Origin of the sequence: Streptomyces hoynatensis, from assembly GCF_003626535.1 — a bacterium.
GTDB lineage: Bacteria > Actinomycetota > Actinomycetes > Streptomycetales > Streptomycetaceae > Streptomyces > Streptomyces hoynatensis.
The window spans coordinates 132250-148905 of sequence record NZ_RBAL01000013.1 but is presented as its reverse complement, the minus strand read 5'-3'; the positions used below and the strand labels follow the sequence as shown (position 1 = coordinate 148905).

Here is a 16656-nt window from a genome sequence, read left to right as displayed (position 1 = left end):
ACTCTACCCCAGCCCGGGGGCGCGTAGCCAATCGCCCCCGGCGCACGTCAGCGCGCGGGCGCCAGGGCGTCCACCGCCTTCACGATGCGCTTGTCGGAGATCGGATACGCGGTGCCCAGGGCGTGCGCGAAGTAGCTGACCCGCAGCTCCTCGATCATCCAGCGGATCTCCTCCGCCTGCGGCGGCACCGGCCTGCCCGGCGGGAACTGTTCGAGCAGCCAGGCGTATTCGTCCCGCATCTCGTGGATCTTCGCCATCCGCGCCCGGTCGCGCTCGGCCTGGTGCGGCAGCTGCTGGAGCCTGCGGTCGGCGGCCATCAGGTAGCGCAGCAGGTCGGGCAGCCGCCGGGCGCCGTGCCCCGAGACGAATCCCGGGCCCACCAACTCGCCCAGCTGCGTGCGGACATCGGCCACCGCCGGGGCCAGCACCGGGCTGCCGAGCGTGCGCAGCCGCCGCTCGCACGCCTGCCAGGCGGCGAGCACCTCCCGCACCTGCCGCACGATCCGCAGGGTCAGGTCGACGACGTCGGCGCGCACCGCGTCGAAGAGCTTGGTGAAGCCCTCCTCGTCCCAGGCGGGCCCGCCGTGGGCCGCGATCAGCTGGTCGGCCGCCGCGGCGACGCAGTCGTCGAAGAGGGCCGCGACGCTGCCGTGCGGGTTGGCGGAGAGCGCGAGCTTCCCCGCGTTGTCCAGCTGCCGCAGGGCGAACTTGGCCGGGTCGGAAGGGAGGTTGAGCAGCAGCAGGCGGCGGGTGCCGCGGGCCATCGCGCGCCGCTGCTCCTCCGCGGTGTCGAAGAGCCGCACGGCCACCGTGGCCCCCTCGTCGACCAGCGCCGGGTACGCCTTCACCGGCTGCCCGCCGCGGCGGGTCTCGAAGGTCCGCGGCAGGCTGCCGATCGTCCAGGAGGTGAGGCCCTTCGCCGTGGCGGCGAAGGCGCCCTCCAGGGACTCCCGCGTCCTGGGGCGCAGCCGCTCCTTGAGCGCGGACAGGTCCTTGCTCTCGAACTCCCGGGCGTCCGCGGCCGGTTCGCCGCGGCCGGCGCCGGGGCGCCGGCCCTTGGGCTCCTTGGGGGCCCGCGGTCCCGACGCCAGCCGGCGCCCGCGCTCGTCGACCACGCGGAAGGTGATCCGCAGGTGGCCCGGGATGCGGTCGGTGTCGAAGTCCTCGGGCGCCACCGGCACCCCCGTCATCCGGGTGAGGGCGCGGGCGAGCGCCACGTGCAGCGGCTCCGGCGTCGGCTCCGCCGTCTCCTCCAGGAAGCGGCGGGCGAAGTCGGGGGCGGGAACGCAGTGCCGTCTGATCGGCTTCGGCAGGGACCTGATCAGTTCGGTCGCCAACTGCTCGCGCAGGCCCGGGATCTGCCAGTCGAAGCCGTCCGGCGTGACCTGGTTCAGCACCTGGAGCGGCACGTGCACGGTCACCCCGTCGGCGTCGGCGCCCGGCTCGAACTGGTAGGTCACCTTGAGGGAGAGCGGGCCCTGCCGCCACCGGTCCGGGTAGTCCGCCTTGGTGACCCGCTCCGCCTGCTCGTTGATGAGCATGGACTTCTCGAAGTTGAGCAGGTCCGGCTCTTCCTGGCGTTTCTTCTTCCACCAGGCGTCGAAGTGCGCCCCGGAGACGATGTCCTCCGGCAGGCGCCGGTCGTAGAAGTCGTACAGCGTCTCGTCGTCCACCAGGATGTCGCGGCGCCGGGCCCGGTGTTCCAGCTCCTCGACCTCGGCGAGCAGCCTGCGGTTGTCGTGGAAGAAGCGGTGGTTCGTCCGCCAGTCGCCCTCGACCAGCGCGTTGCGGATGAACAGGTCGCGGCAGGTCTCCGGGTCGATCCGGCCGTAGTTGACCTTGCGCTGGGCCACGATCGGCACGCCGTACAGCGTGACGCGCTCGTAGGCCAGCACCGCGGCCTGCTTCTGCTCCCAGTGCGGCTCGCTGTAGGAACGCTTCACCAGGTGGCCGGCCAGCGGCTCGATCCACTCGGGCTCGATCCTGGCGTTGACGCGGGCCCACAGCCGGGAGGTCTCCACCAGCTCCGCGGACATCACCCAGCGCGGCGGCTTGCGGAACAGCGCGGAACCGGGAAACACGGCGAACTTCGTGCCGCGCGCGCCCAGATACTCGTGCTTGTCGGTGTCCTTGAGGCCGATGTGGGACAGCAGCCCGGCAAGCAGCGACTGGTGCACCCGCTGCGGGTCGCGCTCCCCGCCGCCGCGGCGCGTCTCGATGCCGAGCGAGCCGGCCACCGTGCGCAGCTGCGCGTGGATGTCCTGCCACTCGCGTATCCGCAGGTAGTTGAGGTACTCGGTGCGGCACATGCGGCGGAACGCCGAGGAGGAGAGCGCCTTCTGACGCTCGCGCACGTGGTCCCACAGGTTGAGGAAGGCGAGGAAGTCGGACTCCTCCGCGGGGCCCTCGCGGAAACGCTGGTGCTTGGCGTCGGCCTGCTGCTGCTTGTCGGCCGGGCGCTCGCGCGGGTCCTGGATGGAGAGGGCGGCCGCGATCACCATGACCTCGTGCACGCAGCCGTTGCGGTCGGCCTCCAGCACCATCCGGGCCAGCCGCGGGTCCACGGGCAGCTGCGAGAGCGTGCGGCCGGTCTCGGTCAGCCGGCCGCCGGCCAGGGCGCCGAGCTCCTCCAGGAGCTGGACGCCGGCCTTGATCGAGCGGTGGTCGGGCGCGTCGATGAAGGGGAAGCGCTCGATGTCGCCGAGGCCCGCCGCGTTCATCTGGAGGATGACCGAGGCCAGGTTCGTGCGCAGGATCTCGGCGTCGGTGAACTCCGGCCTGGAGCGGAAGTCCTCCTCCGAGTACAGCCGGATGCAGATGCCGTCGCTCGTCCTGCCGCAGCGGCCCTTGCGCTGGTTGGCGCTGGCCTGCGAGATCGGCTCGATCGGCAGCCGCTGCACCTTGGTGCGATGGCTGTAGCGCGAGATGCGGGCGGTGCCGGGATCGATCACGTACGTGATGCCAGGCACCGTCAGCGAGGTCTCCGCCACGTTGGTGGCGAGGACCACGCGGCGGCCCGGGTGCGGCTGGAACACGCGCTGCTGCTCGCCGTGCGAGAGGCGCGCGTACAGCGGCAGCACCTCGGTGTGCCGCAGCCTGCGCTTCTCCAGGGCGTCGGCGGTGTCCCTGATCTCCCGCTCGCCGGAGAGGAAGACGAGGATGTCGCCGTCCCCCTCGGCCTGGAGCTCGTCCACGGCCTCGCAGATGGCGGTGATCTGGTCGCGGTCGGCGCCGGGACCCTCCTCCTCGTCCTCCTCCGGCTCTTCGAGCAGCGGCCGGTAGCGGACCTCCACCGGGTAGGTGCGGCCGGAGACCTCGACGATCGGGGCGTCGCGGCCCTCGCGGTCGCGGAAGTGCCGGGCGAAGCGCTCGGGGTCGATGGTCGCCGAGGTGATGACGACCTTCAGGTCGGGGCGGCGGGGCAGCAGCTGGGCGAGGTAGCCGAGCAGGAAGTCGATGTTGAGGCTGCGCTCGTGCGCCTCGTCGATGATGATCGTGTCGTACTGCCGCAGCTCGCGGTCGTGCTGGATCTCGGCGAGGAGGATGCCGTCGGTCATCAGCTTGACCAGGGTGTCCTCGCTCGCCTGGTCGGTGAAACGCACCTTGTAGCCGACCGCCTGGCCGAGCGGCGTGCCCAGTTCCTCGGCCACCCGCTGGGCCACCGTGCGGGCGGCCAGGCGCCGCGGCTGGGTGTGGCCGATCAGCCCGCGCACCCCGCGGCCGAGTTCCAGGCAGATCTTGGGGAGCTGGGTGGTCTTGCCCGAGCCGGTCTCGCCCGCCACGATCACCACCTGGTGATCGCGTATCGCCGCCAGGATCTCGTCCTTCTTGTTGCTGACCGGCAGTTGCGGGGGATAGGAGATCCGCGGCACGGCGGCGCGCCGCCGCTCGGCGCGCCGCTCGGCAGCCTCGACGGCCTCGGCGATCGAGTCGAGGGCCTGCTGCCTGGCGGCGGGCTTCCTGATGCGGCGGACGCCGTCGAGCCGCCGCCCGAGCCGCCGTTCGTCCCGCAGCATGAGCGCGGGCAGCCGCGCCGCGAGCTCCGCCGCGGTGACGGGTGCCGTGGCCTGGGCGGGGCCGCCGGTGGCGTCACCTGGGCCGGCACCGGAATTGCCCCCGGGGCCGGGTGACCCGGGCGCCGGCGCGGGCGAGCCGCCGGGGGACGGCGCGCGGGAAGACGGGGGAGAGGGGTGGGTAGACATACGCACCCAAGCGTCTCACCTCGGCGGGGCGGGCGGCGAGCCGTTATTCCACCGGGCGTGTGACGCGCGGGCCCGGCGGGCGGGGGCCGGGAGGGGCGCGGGGCAGGAGCGCGGCGGCCCCGGGCGCACGTCTGCCGGCACCGGCGGGGGGAGGGGGCGGTGGGGAGCGGGCAGGGAGCGGGCAGGGAGCGGGCGGCGGCCGGTGCCGAACGGGCACGAGGGCGGGGGTGGCGAGAGGCCGTGCGGCCGGGAAAACGATCAGTTGTCAACTGCTTGTCAACCATTTGCCAGCGGCTATATGGTCCGCGCCATGACTGAGACGAGCGTCACCTCCATGGACCCAAGACCCGTCTACGAGCAGGCCGCCGACTACCTCGGCGCGTTGGTCGCGGCCGTGCGGCCGGACCAGCTCGACGGTCCCACCCCCTGCGCCGGGTGGACCGTGCGGGACCTGCTCAGCCACCTCGTCGCCGCGACCGAGGGCATCGCCGTACTCGGCGAGACGGGCACCGCCCCGGGCGGATCGGGCATGATGTCCGCCGCGCAGATCGCCGACGACGGCTGGGGCGCCGCGCTCGCCGCGGCCAGGGCGCACCTGTCCGCGGTCTGGGCGGACGACACCAAGCTCGACGAGGTGTTCCAGCTGCCCTGGGGGCCGAAGTTCCCCGGCCGCGTCACCCTCGCCATCCCCGTCTTCGAGGCGGTCGTCCACGGCTGGGACCTGGCCCGGGCCACCGGTGGACAGCGGCGTCCCGAGCCGGGTCCGGTCCGGTTCGCCGAGGCCGTGGCCGGCCAGTTCGCCCCGGCCGGGGAACGGGACGGCCGCCGGCCCTTCGGCCCGGTGCAGACCGCGCCCGCCGAGGCGGACGCGCAGGACCGGCTGGCGGCGTTCCTCGGCCGCCCCCACGACTGGTCCCCGGCGGCCTGACTGCCGCCCGCGCCCCCGGCTCCGGCGAAGACGCCCCGCGGCTCCCGCGGAGGCGCGCCGCAGCTCCGGCGGAGGCGCATCCCGCGCTGCGCGCCCCCATCTCCTCCCCCTTGCTTCTCTTCTCCCCTTTCCTGGGGTGCCCTGGGGCTCCCTGGGGTTTTCCTGCGGCTTGCCAGGCTTGCCAGGGTTTCCAGGGTTTTCCCGAGGTTTCCTGGTGCCGCGGCCGTTTCCTGGGGGCGGCGGCCGGCCATCCGTGCCCTCCCCGCCTTCCGAACCCTCTTCAACAATCCTGACCCGCTCCGTCATCATCCGCATGCGCCGCCGGGCACGGAACGAGAAGGTGGAGAGCTTCCGGGCGCGCATCCACGAGGCGGAGGGACACAAGCTACGTGACCGGCTCGCGCAGTGGGCAGAGCACGCGCGCGGGTTCGTCATGGGGGCATGGCCAGACATGCCCGAAGGGGTGGCAGACCGGCCGGCCGACGTGTGCGAACCCCTGCTCGCCGTCGCGGACGCCGCCGGGGGCCACTGGCCCAAGCGCGCCCGGGAAGCCTGCCTGACCCTGGTCAAAGCCTCACAGGCCAACGACAAAGGCAGCCTCGGTGTCCGGCTGCTCACCGACCTCCGCGACCACGTCCTGATCGGTATCGACCGGTTGCCCACCATCGCCATCCTGGACCGGCTCAATGCCCTGGACGATGCCCCATGGGCGGACTTGGACGGCCGGCCGCTCGACAACCGCAAGCTCTCCAGGCTGCTCGGGGAGTACATGACGGCTGACAACGAGCCGATCCGCTCCCGCAACATCCGCACCGCTGGCGGAGTCCTCAAAGGCTTCCACGCTGCCGACCTGACCGATGCGTGGGCCCGATACTGCCCGCCCCCACCTCAGGACTCCGCTACATCCGCTACGCCGCTACCGCCCAGCTCAGGGCCGCTGAATCAGTAGCGGCACCGAGGCGTGTAGCGGCTACGCACACGCCCCGCCGCAGCGTGCGTAGCCGCTACACGCGAACCCTCCGCTACAAAAATCCGCCCGCTGACCTGCGATGTAGCGCTGTAGCGGATGTAGCGGACTTCTCAGAAGGGCCCAGAGCCCCCCGGCCACACCCGGAGGTTCGCCGTGCGCACCGCCACGCCCCCGCCGCCCCCCGCCGCCCTCACCGTTCCCGAAGTCATGACCGCCCTTCGCCTCAGCCGGTCCAAGGTCTACGACCTGCTCCGTACCAACCAGCTCAAGAGCTTCACCGCCGGCTGCGCCCGCCGGATCCCCACCGAAGCACTCCGCCAGTACATCGACAACCAGATGGGAGAAGCCGCCTGATGGCCAAGCGCGCCAACGGAGAGGGCAGCATCACCCGCCGCAAGGACGGGACCTATCACGGTCGGGTCTACGTGACCACCACCAGCGGTGTCCGCAAGCGGGTCTCGGTCTACGGCAAGACCCGCGACGAGATCCGCGAGAAGGTCACCGAGCTGCAAGCGCAGGAGGCCAAGGGCGTACCCCAGCCGGACACCAACATGAAGCTGGACGACTACCTGACCTACTGGCTGGCCCGGGTGGTCAAGGTGAACCGCCGGCCGAAGACCTACCAGGGGTACGAGAGCGTTGCCCGGGTCCACCTCGTTCCGGGGCTGGGGCGGAAGAAGATCCGCACGCTTCGCGCCGCCGAGGTGCGGACCTGGCTCGCTCAGGTGGCCGCGGAGTGCCAGTGCTGCAAGCACGGGCTGGACGTCGACCGCAAGCGGTGCTGCGCGGCCGGGGAGTGCTGCCGGACGCTGCTGTCCCGCCGCATGGTCCAGTCGATTCACGCCGTGCTGCGGAACGCGCTCCAGAACGCCGTTCGGGAGAAGCTGATCACGCGCAACGTGGCCCAGCTCGTCCAGGTGCCGACGCCCACCTACGACACGGGCAAAGGGCTCAGCCTCCGGCAGGCGCGCCTACTGCTGAAGGAGGCCGAGAAGGACCGGCTGCACGCGCTGTATGTGCTGGCGCTCGTCATGGGGATGCGGCGCGGGGAGCTGCTGGGACTGGGCTGGGACTCCATCGACCTGGACCGTGGTTCACTCATCGTGGAGAGGGCGCTGCAACGGGTCAACGGGGCGCTAACCCTGGTCAAACCCAAGACGCGGTCATCGGTCCGGACCGTGCCGCTGCCGCCGGTCGTGGTGAAGGCGCTGGAGCAGCACCGGGAGCGGCAGGCGCAGGAACGGGCGGCGGCCGGCGACACGTGGACGGAGACCGGGCTGGTCTTCACCTCCCGGGTGGGCACCGCGCTGGAGCCGGACAACCTCCGCCGGAGCTGGTACCCGCTCCGGAAGCGGCTGGGGCTCGAACTCCGCTTCCATGATCTCCGCCACTCCTGCGTGACGCTGCTGCTTGATCTCGGCGTCCCGCCGCACGTCGTCCAGCAGATCGCCGGACACAGCGGCATCGAAGTGACCATGAAGGTCTACGCCCATGCATCGCTGGACGAGATGCGGAAGGGGCTGGACAAGCTGGGGAGTCGGCTCAGTTGAAGTTCTTGGTGCCTCGGCGGTATTTACTGCCGAGGCGTCAGGGTGACTGTGCTTGAAGCGGGTCGCCTCTTATTCTGCGTCCACGCCGCTCGGTTACCGTGCGAGCAGTTATCTTTCAAGGGCTGCGTGGAAGTTGTGATTGAGCATCGCCTGGCTGAGAGTTCGGTGAGGAAGCAGGTTCTTGTGAGGCTTCCGTAAGTGACTGTCGGACGGCGACCAACAGATTCTCCGGTGTGCTTCTGAGTCGACGGCTACCGAACCAAATAGTGGGGCCGATGAGTAGAATGAGCGCGGCAGGGACGCCAGCGGCCAGTGGTAGGCCCATTGTGGTTGCGGTTGCCAGGGCGGCGGAGGCAAGGAGGGAAGTGAGCATCGCTATCCCCGCATCTTTGTTGCTCTCGGCGACGTCTCCCGCAGAACCCTGAGAGTTCGGCAACGATGACGAGTCGCCCAAATCCAGCAGAGCAAGCCACTGGTCAGAGTTTATGCGTTGAATCATCGTGTGGATCAACGAAACAAGCCGAGGTAGGGCGCTTGGTCCTTCTCGAAGTAGGCACGCTGAGGCTTCCATCAGTTCGCGCCGCACAGCGGCTGTATGCTGCCCGACGGCGGCATCTAGGGGCGGCGTCAGCAGCGCTTCGTGCGTGGCGGTGAAGTCGGCGACCTGACGGCACAGCGTATCGACAAGCTTGACGATAGTTAGCGCGCTGACGTTACCTCGCGCATAAGCAGTGCAAGTGGTGGCGATATGAAGGCAGGTGGATACGGCCGTGAGGTTCGCGCCCAGTTTTCGCCACTTACGTGATGCGAGGAGGATAATGGTGAATAGCGTTCCCCCGTATATCACTGCACCGACCGTAATGGTGCTTGCCAGCACGTTCCGGAAGTCTAGCTTTAGGTCAATGTCCCCTATGATTAATGATGCGAGCAATAGGGGAGACATGCCTAATGTTACGGCCGCTATGACTGGTCTTGCGTGCCATCGAATCTCATACAGCGCTGCGACGTGGAGATGGGTCAGTCTCGCATAGGTGAAGGGGGTCTGGCTGGTGTAAAATCGGAAGACGGCCAATGCTCGCCTTGTCGAGGTTTCCACCTGGCGTCGGGTGAGGGCTGGCGTTTTTCCAGGTTTTCTCGCTCTTTTTTCCCACGGCTTTGCTGTGTTTATATAGCCAAAGAGGTGTCGGGTGAGGGTGGACGTGGATACTGTTGCGTATAAGATAAAAATCCATGTGGCTGCGATGGTGAGCCATTCATTCCTACTCATGATGTCCCCTGTCGGAGGTTCAGTCGGCTTGAGGTAGGTCGGTCCGCGGGGGCCATCGTCCACCGTCTGCATCATGGCCGGCCGAGACGTACGCGGTGGGTCATCGCGATGCCTCCGGGTGGCACTCAACGGCTCGTCGGCTGCAAAGGTGCCGTCCGTGAGCGTCCCCCTCCGTGGACCGCTGGCTGAGGTGAGGGGCGGTTCGACTGGGTCCGTGGCCCCCAAGCTGATCACGTTGGCGTACCCGTTGGCGTAGAACGCACGAAAACCCCCTGCCGGAGTGATCCGGTAGGGGGTTCTTGCTGGTCAAAGAAGGTGGCTGGGGCCGGGGTCGAACCGGCGACCTTCCGCTTTTCAGGCGGACGCTCGTACCAACTGAGCTACCCAGCCGGAGCGGTCCTGACGGGATTTGAACCCGCGGCCTCCACCTTGACAGGGTGGCGAGCACTCCAAACTGCTCCACAGGACCCGGCTTGCGCGACTCCCTCTGGCCGGAGACCCGGCCGGGCTGATGTCGCTGAAGCAGCCTATCACGGGGACCGGGGCCGCTCGCTCACCTTTGGGGGCGGGGGCGGAACCGGGGAACCCCGCCCCACCGGGGGCCGCGGCTGGGGGAGAGCCGCGGACCGTCGTGGTGGGGCGGGGTCCTGGCCGCCTGGGCGGCGAACTGAGAGGGGGGCCTCAGTCCGCGGCCGCAGGGGCCTTATCGGGGGCGGCGGCAGGTGCGGGGGTCACCTCGGCCGCCGCCCGGCGGCGGGCTATGGCGAGGCAGCTGAGCGCGGCCACGGCGAGGACGACCACCGGCACGGCCAGGGTCGGCTTGACCGCGTCGGTGAAGCCGTTGACGAAGACGTCGTGGGCCACCTGCTCGAGCGTGCTCGCGGTATCGGGGGCGACGCCGTCCGGGAGGGCAACGCCGCCGTTCTGTCCTGGGGCCACCTGGAGGCCGGAGTCGGAGGCCTCGCTGAAGGCGTCGATGAGCTGGGTCTTGACCTCGGCGGGGGCGTCGACCCCGGCCACCCGGTCCCGGGCCTGGCTGGCGAAGGAGGAGGACAGCTGGGCCTGGAGGACCGCGCCGACCACGGCGGTGCCGATGACGCTGCCGACCTGGCGGACCGCGTTCAGCATGCCGGAGGCCGCGCCCACCTGCACGGGTGGCACCTCGCGCAGCGCCTCGGCGGTCAGCGGGGCCATGCTGAGGCCGAGGCCGCCGCCGGCGACGAAGCCGGGGAGCAGGAAGGAGAGGAAGCCCGCGTCGAGGTCGACGGCGGCGATCATGAGGCCGACGCCCAGGGAGAAGAGGGCGAGGCCGAGCATGAGCACCCACTTGGCGCCGTACTTGTCGGCCAGGCGGCCGGCGAAGGGCGCGGTGAACATGGTGGCCACGGCCCAGGGAGCCATCGTGAGGCCGGCCCTGATGGCGCTCATGTCGAGGACGGACTGGAGGAAGAGGACCACCGGCAGGTACAGCGCCATCAGGCCGAAGGCGATGAGGGCCTGGAGCCAGTTCAGGACGGCGAAGTTGCGGTTGCGGATGAGGGCCAGCGGCAGCAGCGGCTCGCTCGGGCGGCGCTCGTAGACGACGAACGCGATGAGGAGCACCACGCCGGCGCCGATGATCTCCCAGATGGTGATCGGGCCCCAGCACTCGCCCCAGTCGTAGCGCTCGCCCTCGATGAGGCCGTAGACGATCAGGGAGAGGGAGGCGCTGACCAGGAGGACGCCCGGCAGGTCGAGGCGGTGGCTGCGGCCGGGCCGCAGGTCGGGGACGAAGCGGAAGGCGCCCCAGAGGCCGACCGCGCCGATCGGGACGTTGACGAAGAAGATCCAGCGCCAGTTGACGCCGTCGACGAGGACGCCGCCGATGATCGGGCCCGCGATGGCGGACATGCCGATGAGGGCGCTCCACACGCCCATCGCCGCACCGCGCCGCTCCTTGGGGAAGACGGCGGTGATGATCGTCAGGGTCTGCGGGGTGAGCAGCGCTCCCGCAAGGCCCTGCACCACGCGGGCGATGATCATCTGGGTCGTGTTCTGCGAGACGCCACAGGCGATCGAGGCCAGGACGAAGACCGACAGGCCGGTGATGAAGAGGTTGCGCGGCCCGAAGATGTCGCCGAGCCGGCCGCCGGTGATCAGCAGGGTGGCGTAGGCGAGCAGGTAGGCGTTGATGACCCAGAGAATCTGGTCGAGCGAGCCGTCCAGACCGTCGAGCATGGCGGGCAGGGCGACGTTCACGATCGTGCTGTCGAGCATGATCATGAAGAAGCCCGAGCAGAGCACGATCAGGACCACCCAGGGGTTGACCTCCCGCTGGCTGGGTGCTGAGGGTGTGGCTGTCGTCACCTGCGAACTCCCTCGGAGGTGGGGCTGTGGTGGAGCACCGGACATGAGTTACAAGTAAAAACTCGTATTCTGGCGGCGACATTACGAGCGATTACTCGTCTCTGTCAATGGGTCACGGCCCGTTTCCCCCGAGGTTCACGCACCAGTTCCACAAACGCGCCGCGGGGGTAGCCTGAAAGCTGGTTCCGTCCGCGAAGCCTTCGAGGAGGGGTAGATGCCGCGCACGACACCATCGGCCACGCGTCGCCGACTGGCCAGGGGAGAGCAGCGGATCGCGCAGCTCCTCGACGCCGCCGAGCGTGAGTTCGTGGAGGTGGGCTACCACGCCGCGACGACCAATGGGATCGCGGCGCGTGCGGGCGCCTCGCCTGGGACGCTGTACCAGTTCTTCCCCAACAAGGAGGCCATGGCGCAGGCGCTGGCCGACCGGTACCTGGAGGAGCTGAGCCGGGTCTACTCCTTCGTGCACGACCCGGATCTCGCGCTGCTGCCGGCCGAGGAGCTGGTCGAGCGGACGGTCGAGCCCGTCGTGGCCTTCACCGCGGCGAACCCCGGCTTCAAGGCGATCTTCGCGGGCGCGGCCACCCCGCCGCATCTGGCCGCCTCCACCCAGCGGCTCCACTCGGCCCTGCACGGCTGGATGGACGCGCTGCTCGCGGCGTTCCGTCCCGGGCTGCCCGCCGAGGTGCGGCAGGTGAAGGCGACGGTGGCGCTGGGCATCGTGCGGGCGATGGTGCCGCTGATCTACGCGGCCCGCGGCGCCGAGCGCCGGACGCTCGTCACCGAGATGAAGGGCGTGATGCGGGCGTACTTCGCCTCGCTGCCCACCGAATGACCCGCGGGGCCCGCCGGGTTCGGGAAGGGCGCGGCGGCCGTCGCGCGCGCCGGGGCCGCCGCCTGTGCCGAGAGTGCCGAGGCCGCGGCGATCGCCGCCGGGCCGTGCGGACGGCGGGAGGCGGCCGCCCGGCCGGGTGAGTGGGCCCAAGGTCCCCGGGAGCCGGCCGCCGCCGGGCGGCGTGCGCGGCACGGCCGGCCGGGAGGCCGGCCCGCCAGGCCGCGGGGTCAGGCAGCTCACCGTGGGGCCCGTCCGCTCGCGCTCAGCGCGGGAGCGGGCTCTTTTCCAGGCCGTCCGACAGGGTTTCGAGCAACTCGCCGAGCTGGCGGGCGCTGTCGGGGCCGAGGATGTCGGCGATCTGCCGCTCCAGTTCGATCATGGCCGCGTCGGCGCGGGCCAGCAGCTCCTCGCCCGCCTCGGTGATCCACAGTTCGATGACGTGCCGGTGGCTCGGCCGCGGCCTGCGCTCGATCAGGCCGCGCAGCTCCAGCCTGGCCGCGAGCCCGACGATGTTCTGCGGCGAGACATTCAGCTCGCGGGCCATCTCGGCGCCCGTGCCGCCGGGGCGGAAGGAGATCGCGGCGAGCAGGGTGTAGTGCGCCACCGGCAGGTCGAGGGGGCGAAGACGCTGCTCCTTGGCGGTGTTCAGCGTCTTGTTGGCCCGCCGCGAGGCCCAGATAACCCGATTGAACGTTTGGTCACCCATGGTCCCCATCCTAGCGAGTATAAAGCGGTTGTAAAGCACTTGACTTTGCCTGGTGAGTGTACGACCGTTTCCCCCGAGGCCGACCAGCTCTTCAGGGGGATTTCATGGCAAACCCGGCAGGGGCCAGCGAGGAAAGAACATCACAGAACGGCCGTATCACCGTCGACCTGTGCGTCAACGGCGCCACCGAGACCAGGGAGATCGACGTCCGCACGACGCTGCTGGACGCGCTGCGCAACGAACTCGGCCTCACCGGCACGAAGAAGGGCTGCGACCGCGGCCAGTGCGGCGCCTGCACCGTGCACGTCGAGGGCCGCCGCGTGCTGTCCTGCCTGACCCTGGCCGCCGGCGTCGACGGCCGCCCCGTCACCACCATCGAGGGACTGGCCGAGGGCGAGCAACTGCACCCGATGCAGCAGGCGTTCCTGGACAACGACGGCTTCCAGTGCGGGTTCTGCACCCCGGGACAGATCATGTCGGCGGTGTGCGCCGTCGAGGAGGCCGACACCCACAGCGACGCGGAGGGCCGGGAGGCCATCCGCGAGGTGATGTCGGGCAACCTGTGCCGCTGCGGTGCCTACGAGAACATCCTGCGCGCCATCGAGGCGGAGCGAGAGCGGCGGAGCGAGGCGGTCTGACATGCGGTCCTTCGAATACGCGGCGCCGGTCACCGTGCCCGACGCGCTCTCCCGCTCCGGCGAGGGCGCCGCCTACCTGGCCGGCGGCACCACCCTCGTCGACCTGATGAAGCTGAACGTGGTCCGCCCCGAGCGCGTGGTCGACATCAACGCGCTGCCGCTGACCGGCGTCGGCTTCGACGGGCAGCGGCTGCGGATGGGCGCCCTGGAGCGGATGAGCGACGTCGCCACCCACCCGGCCGTCGCCACCGAGTACCCGGTGCTCCGCGAGGCCCTGCTGCACAGCGCCTCCCCCCAGCTGCGCAACATGGCCAGCATCGGCGGCAACCTGCTGCAGCGCACCCGCTGCGGCTACTTCCGCGACACCGCCATGCCCTGCAACAAGCGTGAACCCGGCTCCGGTTGCCCCGCCCAGCAGGGCCAGAACCGCGGCCACGCCATCCTCGGCACCAGCGACTCCTGTGTCGCCACCCACCCGAGCGACGCCTGCGTCGCCCTCGTCGCCCTCGACGCCTCCGTCGAGCTGGCGGGCCCCGAGGGCGAACGGACCGTCAGGCTCGACGACTTCTACCGGCTGCCCGGCGACACCCCGCACGTGGAGAACGCCCTCGCCCCGGGCGAGCTGCTCGCCGCCGTCGAGGTGCCGCACCTGCCCTGGGCCAGGAACTCGGCCTACGTGAAGGTGCGCGACCGCGCCGCCTACGAGTTCGCCGTGGTGTCCGTGGCCGCCGCCCTCGACCTGCGCGACGGCGTCGTCGCCGACGTGCGGCTGGCCGCCGGCGGCGTCGGCACCAAGCCCTGGCGGCTGACCGCCGTCGAGGACGCGCTGCGCGGCCGGGAGCTGACCGAGGAGACGGCCGACGAGGCCGCCGCCAGGTCCGCGGACGGCGCGCGGCCGCTCGCCCACAACGCGTTCAAGATCCCGCTGCTGCGCCGGACCCTCACCCACGTGCTGCTCCGCCTTGGAGGCCGGTCATGACCGCACCCCTGATAGGCACCCGGGTCGGCCGCGTCGACGGCCGTTTCAAGGTCACCGGGGAGGCCACGTACACCGCCGACCACACCGCGGCCGGGATGGCCCACGGCTATCTCGTCCTCGCCTCCGTCGGCGGCGGCGAACTGCTGTCCATGGACACCGCCGCGGCCGAGGCCGCCCCCGGCGTGCTCGCCGTCTACAGCCCCTTCAACCCGCTGAAGCTGCAGTCCATCAAGACCACGCCGGACCTCAGCTTCGTCGGCCAGTTCTGGCTGCCCCTCCAGGACACCACGATCCGGCACTACGGCCAGATCATCGGCCTGGTCGTCGCCGAGAGCTACGAGGAGGCCAGGTACGCCGCCTCGCTGGTGACCGCCACCTACGAGGAGCGCACCCCGAAGACCGACCTCAAGGCCGGCATCCCCAGGGCCGTCGCGCCGCCGATCCCGGTCAACTACGAGGAGCCCGAGCTGAACCTCCTCGCCGACGGCGTGGGCAGCGTGGAGGAGGCCCTGGCCGCCAGCGAGGTGCGGGTGGCCGCCGACTACTCGCAGCCCGTCGACACGCCCACGGCCATCGAGCCGCACGCGGTGCTCGCCACCTGGGAGGGCGGCGTCCTCACCCTCCAGGTCGGCACCCAGTCCGCCGTCGGCTCCGCGATGACCACGGCCGAGGCCCTGGGCATCGACGTCTTCCAGGTGCGCGTCGTCAGCCCCGTGGTCGGCGGCGCCTTCGGCGGCAAGATGTACCTCTTCGGCCACCCGCTGCTGACCGCGGTGGCCGCCCGCGAACTCAACCGGCCGATCAAGACCGTCCTCACCCAGGAGCAGGTCTTCACCGTCACCGGGCACCGCTCGGGAGTGGCCCAGCGCATCGAGCTCGGCGCGAGCCGCGAGGGCGTGCTCAACGCCGTCAAGCACGACGCCTGGTCGGGCTTCTCCGCCTCGGGCGTGCTCTTCGAGAGCGCGGCCCACACCACCTCCCGCGTGCTGTACAAGTCGCCCAACATCCACGTCGGCCAGAAGATCGTGCCGCTGGACCTGCCGCCCACCACCTGGGTGCGCGCCCCGGGCGAGCAGCCCGGCTCCTTCGCGCTGGAGAGCGCGATGGACGAGCTGGCCGTCGAGCTCGGGATCGACCCGATCGAGCTGCGGATGCGCAACTACGCCGACACCATGCCCGGCCGCGAGGTGCCCTGGTCGAGCAAGCATCTCGACGAGTGCTACCGGATCGGCGCCGAGCGCTTCGGCTGGGCGGACCGCGCCGAGCGGCCCGGCACCCAGGCCGACGGCGACTGGCTGGTCGGCCAGGGCATGGCCGGCACGGTCTACCCGGGCAACCTGCTGCCCACCACCGTGGCCGTCGTCACGCTGCGGCCCGACGGCGGCGCGACCGTCTCCAGCGCCACCGCCGACCCGGGCACCGGCATGCTCACCGTGCTCGCCATGGTCTGCGCCCAGGAGCTCGGCATCCCCCTGGACCGGGTCACCCCCCTGCTCGGCGACTCCGTACTGCCGCTGAACTTCGGGGCGTTCGGCTCCATGGGCACCGCGAGCACCGCCTCGGCCGTCGCCCAGGCCGCGTTCGTGGCGCGCGCCGAGCTGATCCGGCTCGCGGTCTCCGACGAGCGCTCCCCCTTCCACGGGCTCGACCCCGAGACGGTCGAGTACCAGGAGGGCAGGCTCTCCGCCCCGGGCGGCCGCCAGGCCGACTTCGGTGAGCTGCTGACCCTGCTCGAATCGGCCGGCGTCGACGGCACCGGCGCCTCCGCGCCCGGCGCCGAGAAGCTCCGCTACGCCATCCACTCCTTCGGCGCGCACTTCTGCGAGGTGCGGGTCCACCGCTTCACCAGGGAGACCCGGGTCAGCCGCTGGACCAGCGTCATCGACGCGGGCCAGATCATCAACGAGGTCACCGCCCGCGGGCAGATCGTCGGCGGCGTCCTGTTCGGCCTCGGCCAGGCGCTGCTGGAGGACGCCAGGCCCGAGGCGGGCACCGGCCGCTTCGCGAACGCCAACCTGGCGGACTACCTGCTGCCGGTGCACGCCGACATGCCGGACTTCGACGTCCACTTCCTGCGCCACCCCGACACCAGCTTCAACCAGATCGGGGCCCGCGGCATCGGCGAGATCGGCGCCGTCGGCTCGGCCGCCGCGATCGCGAACGCCGTCTACCACGCGACCGGCGTCCGGGTGCGCGACCTGCCCATCACGGTCGACAAGCTGCTCTGACCCGGCG

General features: G+C 70.8%; 11 protein-coding genes, 2 tRNA genes and 1 pseudogene. 8 read left to right on the top strand and 6 right to left on the bottom strand.

Annotation, left to right across the window (positions count from 1 at the left end):
• Positions 1-47 precede the first annotated feature (47 nt).
• Positions 48-4016: an ATP-dependent RNA helicase HrpA gene (hrpA, locus tag D7294_RS21335; RefSeq protein ID WP_241562529.1), complete on the bottom strand. Its 3969-nt coding sequence runs from the start codon at positions 4014-4016 to the stop codon at positions 48-50.
• A 496-nt stretch (positions 4017-4512) separates the two neighbouring features.
• Between hrpA and D7294_RS21330 the strand changes: the two genes are divergently transcribed.
• The 4 genes and pseudogenes from D7294_RS21330 to D7294_RS21315 all read left to right on the top strand — a co-directional run bounded on the left by D7294_RS21330 (position 4513) and on the right by D7294_RS21315 (position 7650).
• Positions 4513-5130, top strand: a complete 618-nt coding sequence (locus tag D7294_RS21330) for a TIGR03086 family metal-binding protein (RefSeq protein WP_158674676.1) — start codon at positions 4513-4515, stop codon at positions 5128-5130.
• 232 nt (positions 5131-5362) lie between these two features.
• A pseudogene (locus D7294_RS21325) lies at positions 5363-6079 on the top strand (DUF3631 domain-containing protein); the annotation flags it as partial.
• A gap of 174 nt (positions 6080-6253) precedes the next feature.
• A complete protein-coding gene (locus D7294_RS21320) occupies positions 6254-6454 on the top strand; it encodes a helix-turn-helix domain-containing protein (protein ID WP_120682195.1) in 201 nt (66 codons plus the stop codon).
• Positions 6454-7650, top strand: a complete 1197-nt coding sequence (locus D7294_RS21315) for a site-specific integrase (protein WP_120682193.1) — start codon at positions 6454-6456, stop codon at positions 7648-7650. Before D7294_RS21320 ends, D7294_RS21315 begins: the two co-directional genes overlap by 1 nt.
• Positions 7651-7765: 115 nt before the next feature.
• On the opposite strand, the gene D7294_RS31630 is transcribed toward D7294_RS21315, so the two are convergent.
• The 4 genes from D7294_RS31630 to D7294_RS21300 form a co-directional block, all read right to left on the bottom strand.
• The gene (locus D7294_RS31630; protein WP_147450885.1) at positions 7766-8527 is read right to left on the bottom strand and encodes a hypothetical protein; all 762 of its coding nucleotides are present in this window, start codon (positions 8525-8527) and stop codon (positions 7766-7768) included.
• A 706-nt stretch (positions 8528-9233) separates the two neighbouring features.
• Positions 9234-9307, bottom strand: a tRNA-Phe gene (locus tag D7294_RS21310).
• Positions 9308-9311: 4 nt separating this feature from the next.
• Positions 9312-9386: transfer RNA gene (locus D7294_RS21305), tRNA-Asp, on the bottom strand.
• 212 nt (positions 9387-9598) lie between these two features.
• Entirely contained in the window at positions 9599-11263 is a 1665-nt protein-coding gene (locus tag D7294_RS21300; RefSeq protein WP_158674675.1) for a DHA2 family efflux MFS transporter permease subunit, read from the bottom strand.
• Positions 11264-11477: 214 nt separating this feature from the next.
• Between D7294_RS21300 and D7294_RS21295 the strand changes: the two genes are divergently transcribed.
• The gene (locus D7294_RS21295) at positions 11478-12098 is read left to right on the top strand and encodes a TetR/AcrR family transcriptional regulator (RefSeq protein WP_120682188.1); all 621 of its coding nucleotides are present in this window, start codon (positions 11478-11480) and stop codon (positions 12096-12098) included.
• Between the two features lie 262 nt (positions 12099-12360).
• Here the strand turns inward: D7294_RS21295 and D7294_RS21290 are convergent, their stop codons facing one another.
• Positions 12361-12804: a MarR family winged helix-turn-helix transcriptional regulator gene (locus D7294_RS21290; RefSeq protein ID WP_241562528.1), complete on the bottom strand. Its 444-nt coding sequence runs from the start codon at positions 12802-12804 to the stop codon at positions 12361-12363.
• A 104-nt stretch (positions 12805-12908) separates the two neighbouring features.
• On the opposite strand from D7294_RS21290, the gene D7294_RS21285 reads away from it, so the two are divergent.
• The 3 genes from D7294_RS21285 to D7294_RS21275 are packed head-to-tail and all read left to right on the top strand — an operon-like array spanning position 12909 to position 16649.
• Positions 12909-13442 (top strand): (2Fe-2S)-binding protein, encoded by a 534-nt coding sequence (locus D7294_RS21285; protein WP_120682184.1) that lies wholly within the window; start codon positions 12909-12911, stop codon positions 13440-13442.
• Between the two features lies 1 nt (position 13443).
• A complete protein-coding gene (locus D7294_RS21280; protein ID WP_120682182.1) occupies positions 13444-14421 on the top strand; it encodes an FAD binding domain-containing protein in 978 nt (325 codons plus the stop codon).
• Complete coding sequence (locus tag D7294_RS21275) at positions 14418-16649, top strand: xanthine dehydrogenase family protein molybdopterin-binding subunit (RefSeq protein ID WP_120682180.1); 2232 nt, start codon at positions 14418-14420, stop codon at positions 16647-16649. Before D7294_RS21280 ends, D7294_RS21275 begins: the two co-directional genes overlap by 4 nt.
• The last annotated feature ends 7 nt before the right edge of the window (positions 16650-16656 follow it).

Excerpts from the sequence above, each read along its gene's own strand:
- hrpA (WP_241562529.1), bottom strand. The coding sequence starts at position 4,016 with ATGCTGCGGGACGAACGGCGGCTCGGGCGGCGGCTCGACGGCGTCCGC.
- D7294_RS21295 (WP_120682188.1), top strand. The coding sequence starts at position 11,478 with ATGCCGCGCACGACACCATCGGCCACGCGTCGCCGACTGGCCAGGGGA.
- D7294_RS21285 (WP_120682184.1), top strand. The coding sequence starts at position 12,909 with ATGGCAAACCCGGCAGGGGCCAGCGAGGAAAGAACATCACAGAACGGC.
- D7294_RS21315 (WP_120682193.1), top strand. The coding sequence starts at position 6,454 with ATGGCCAAGCGCGCCAACGGAGAGGGCAGCATCACCCGCCGCAAGGAC.
- D7294_RS21275 (WP_120682180.1), top strand. The coding sequence starts at position 14,418 with ATGACCGCACCCCTGATAGGCACCCGGGTCGGCCGCGTCGACGGCCGT.
- D7294_RS21290 (WP_241562528.1), bottom strand. The coding sequence starts at position 12,804 with ATGGGTGACCAAACGTTCAATCGGGTTATCTGGGCCTCGCGGCGGGCC.
- D7294_RS21330 (WP_158674676.1), top strand. The coding sequence starts at position 4,513 with ATGACTGAGACGAGCGTCACCTCCATGGACCCAAGACCCGTCTACGAG.
- D7294_RS21280 (WP_120682182.1), top strand. The coding sequence starts at position 13,444 with ATGCGGTCCTTCGAATACGCGGCGCCGGTCACCGTGCCCGACGCGCTC.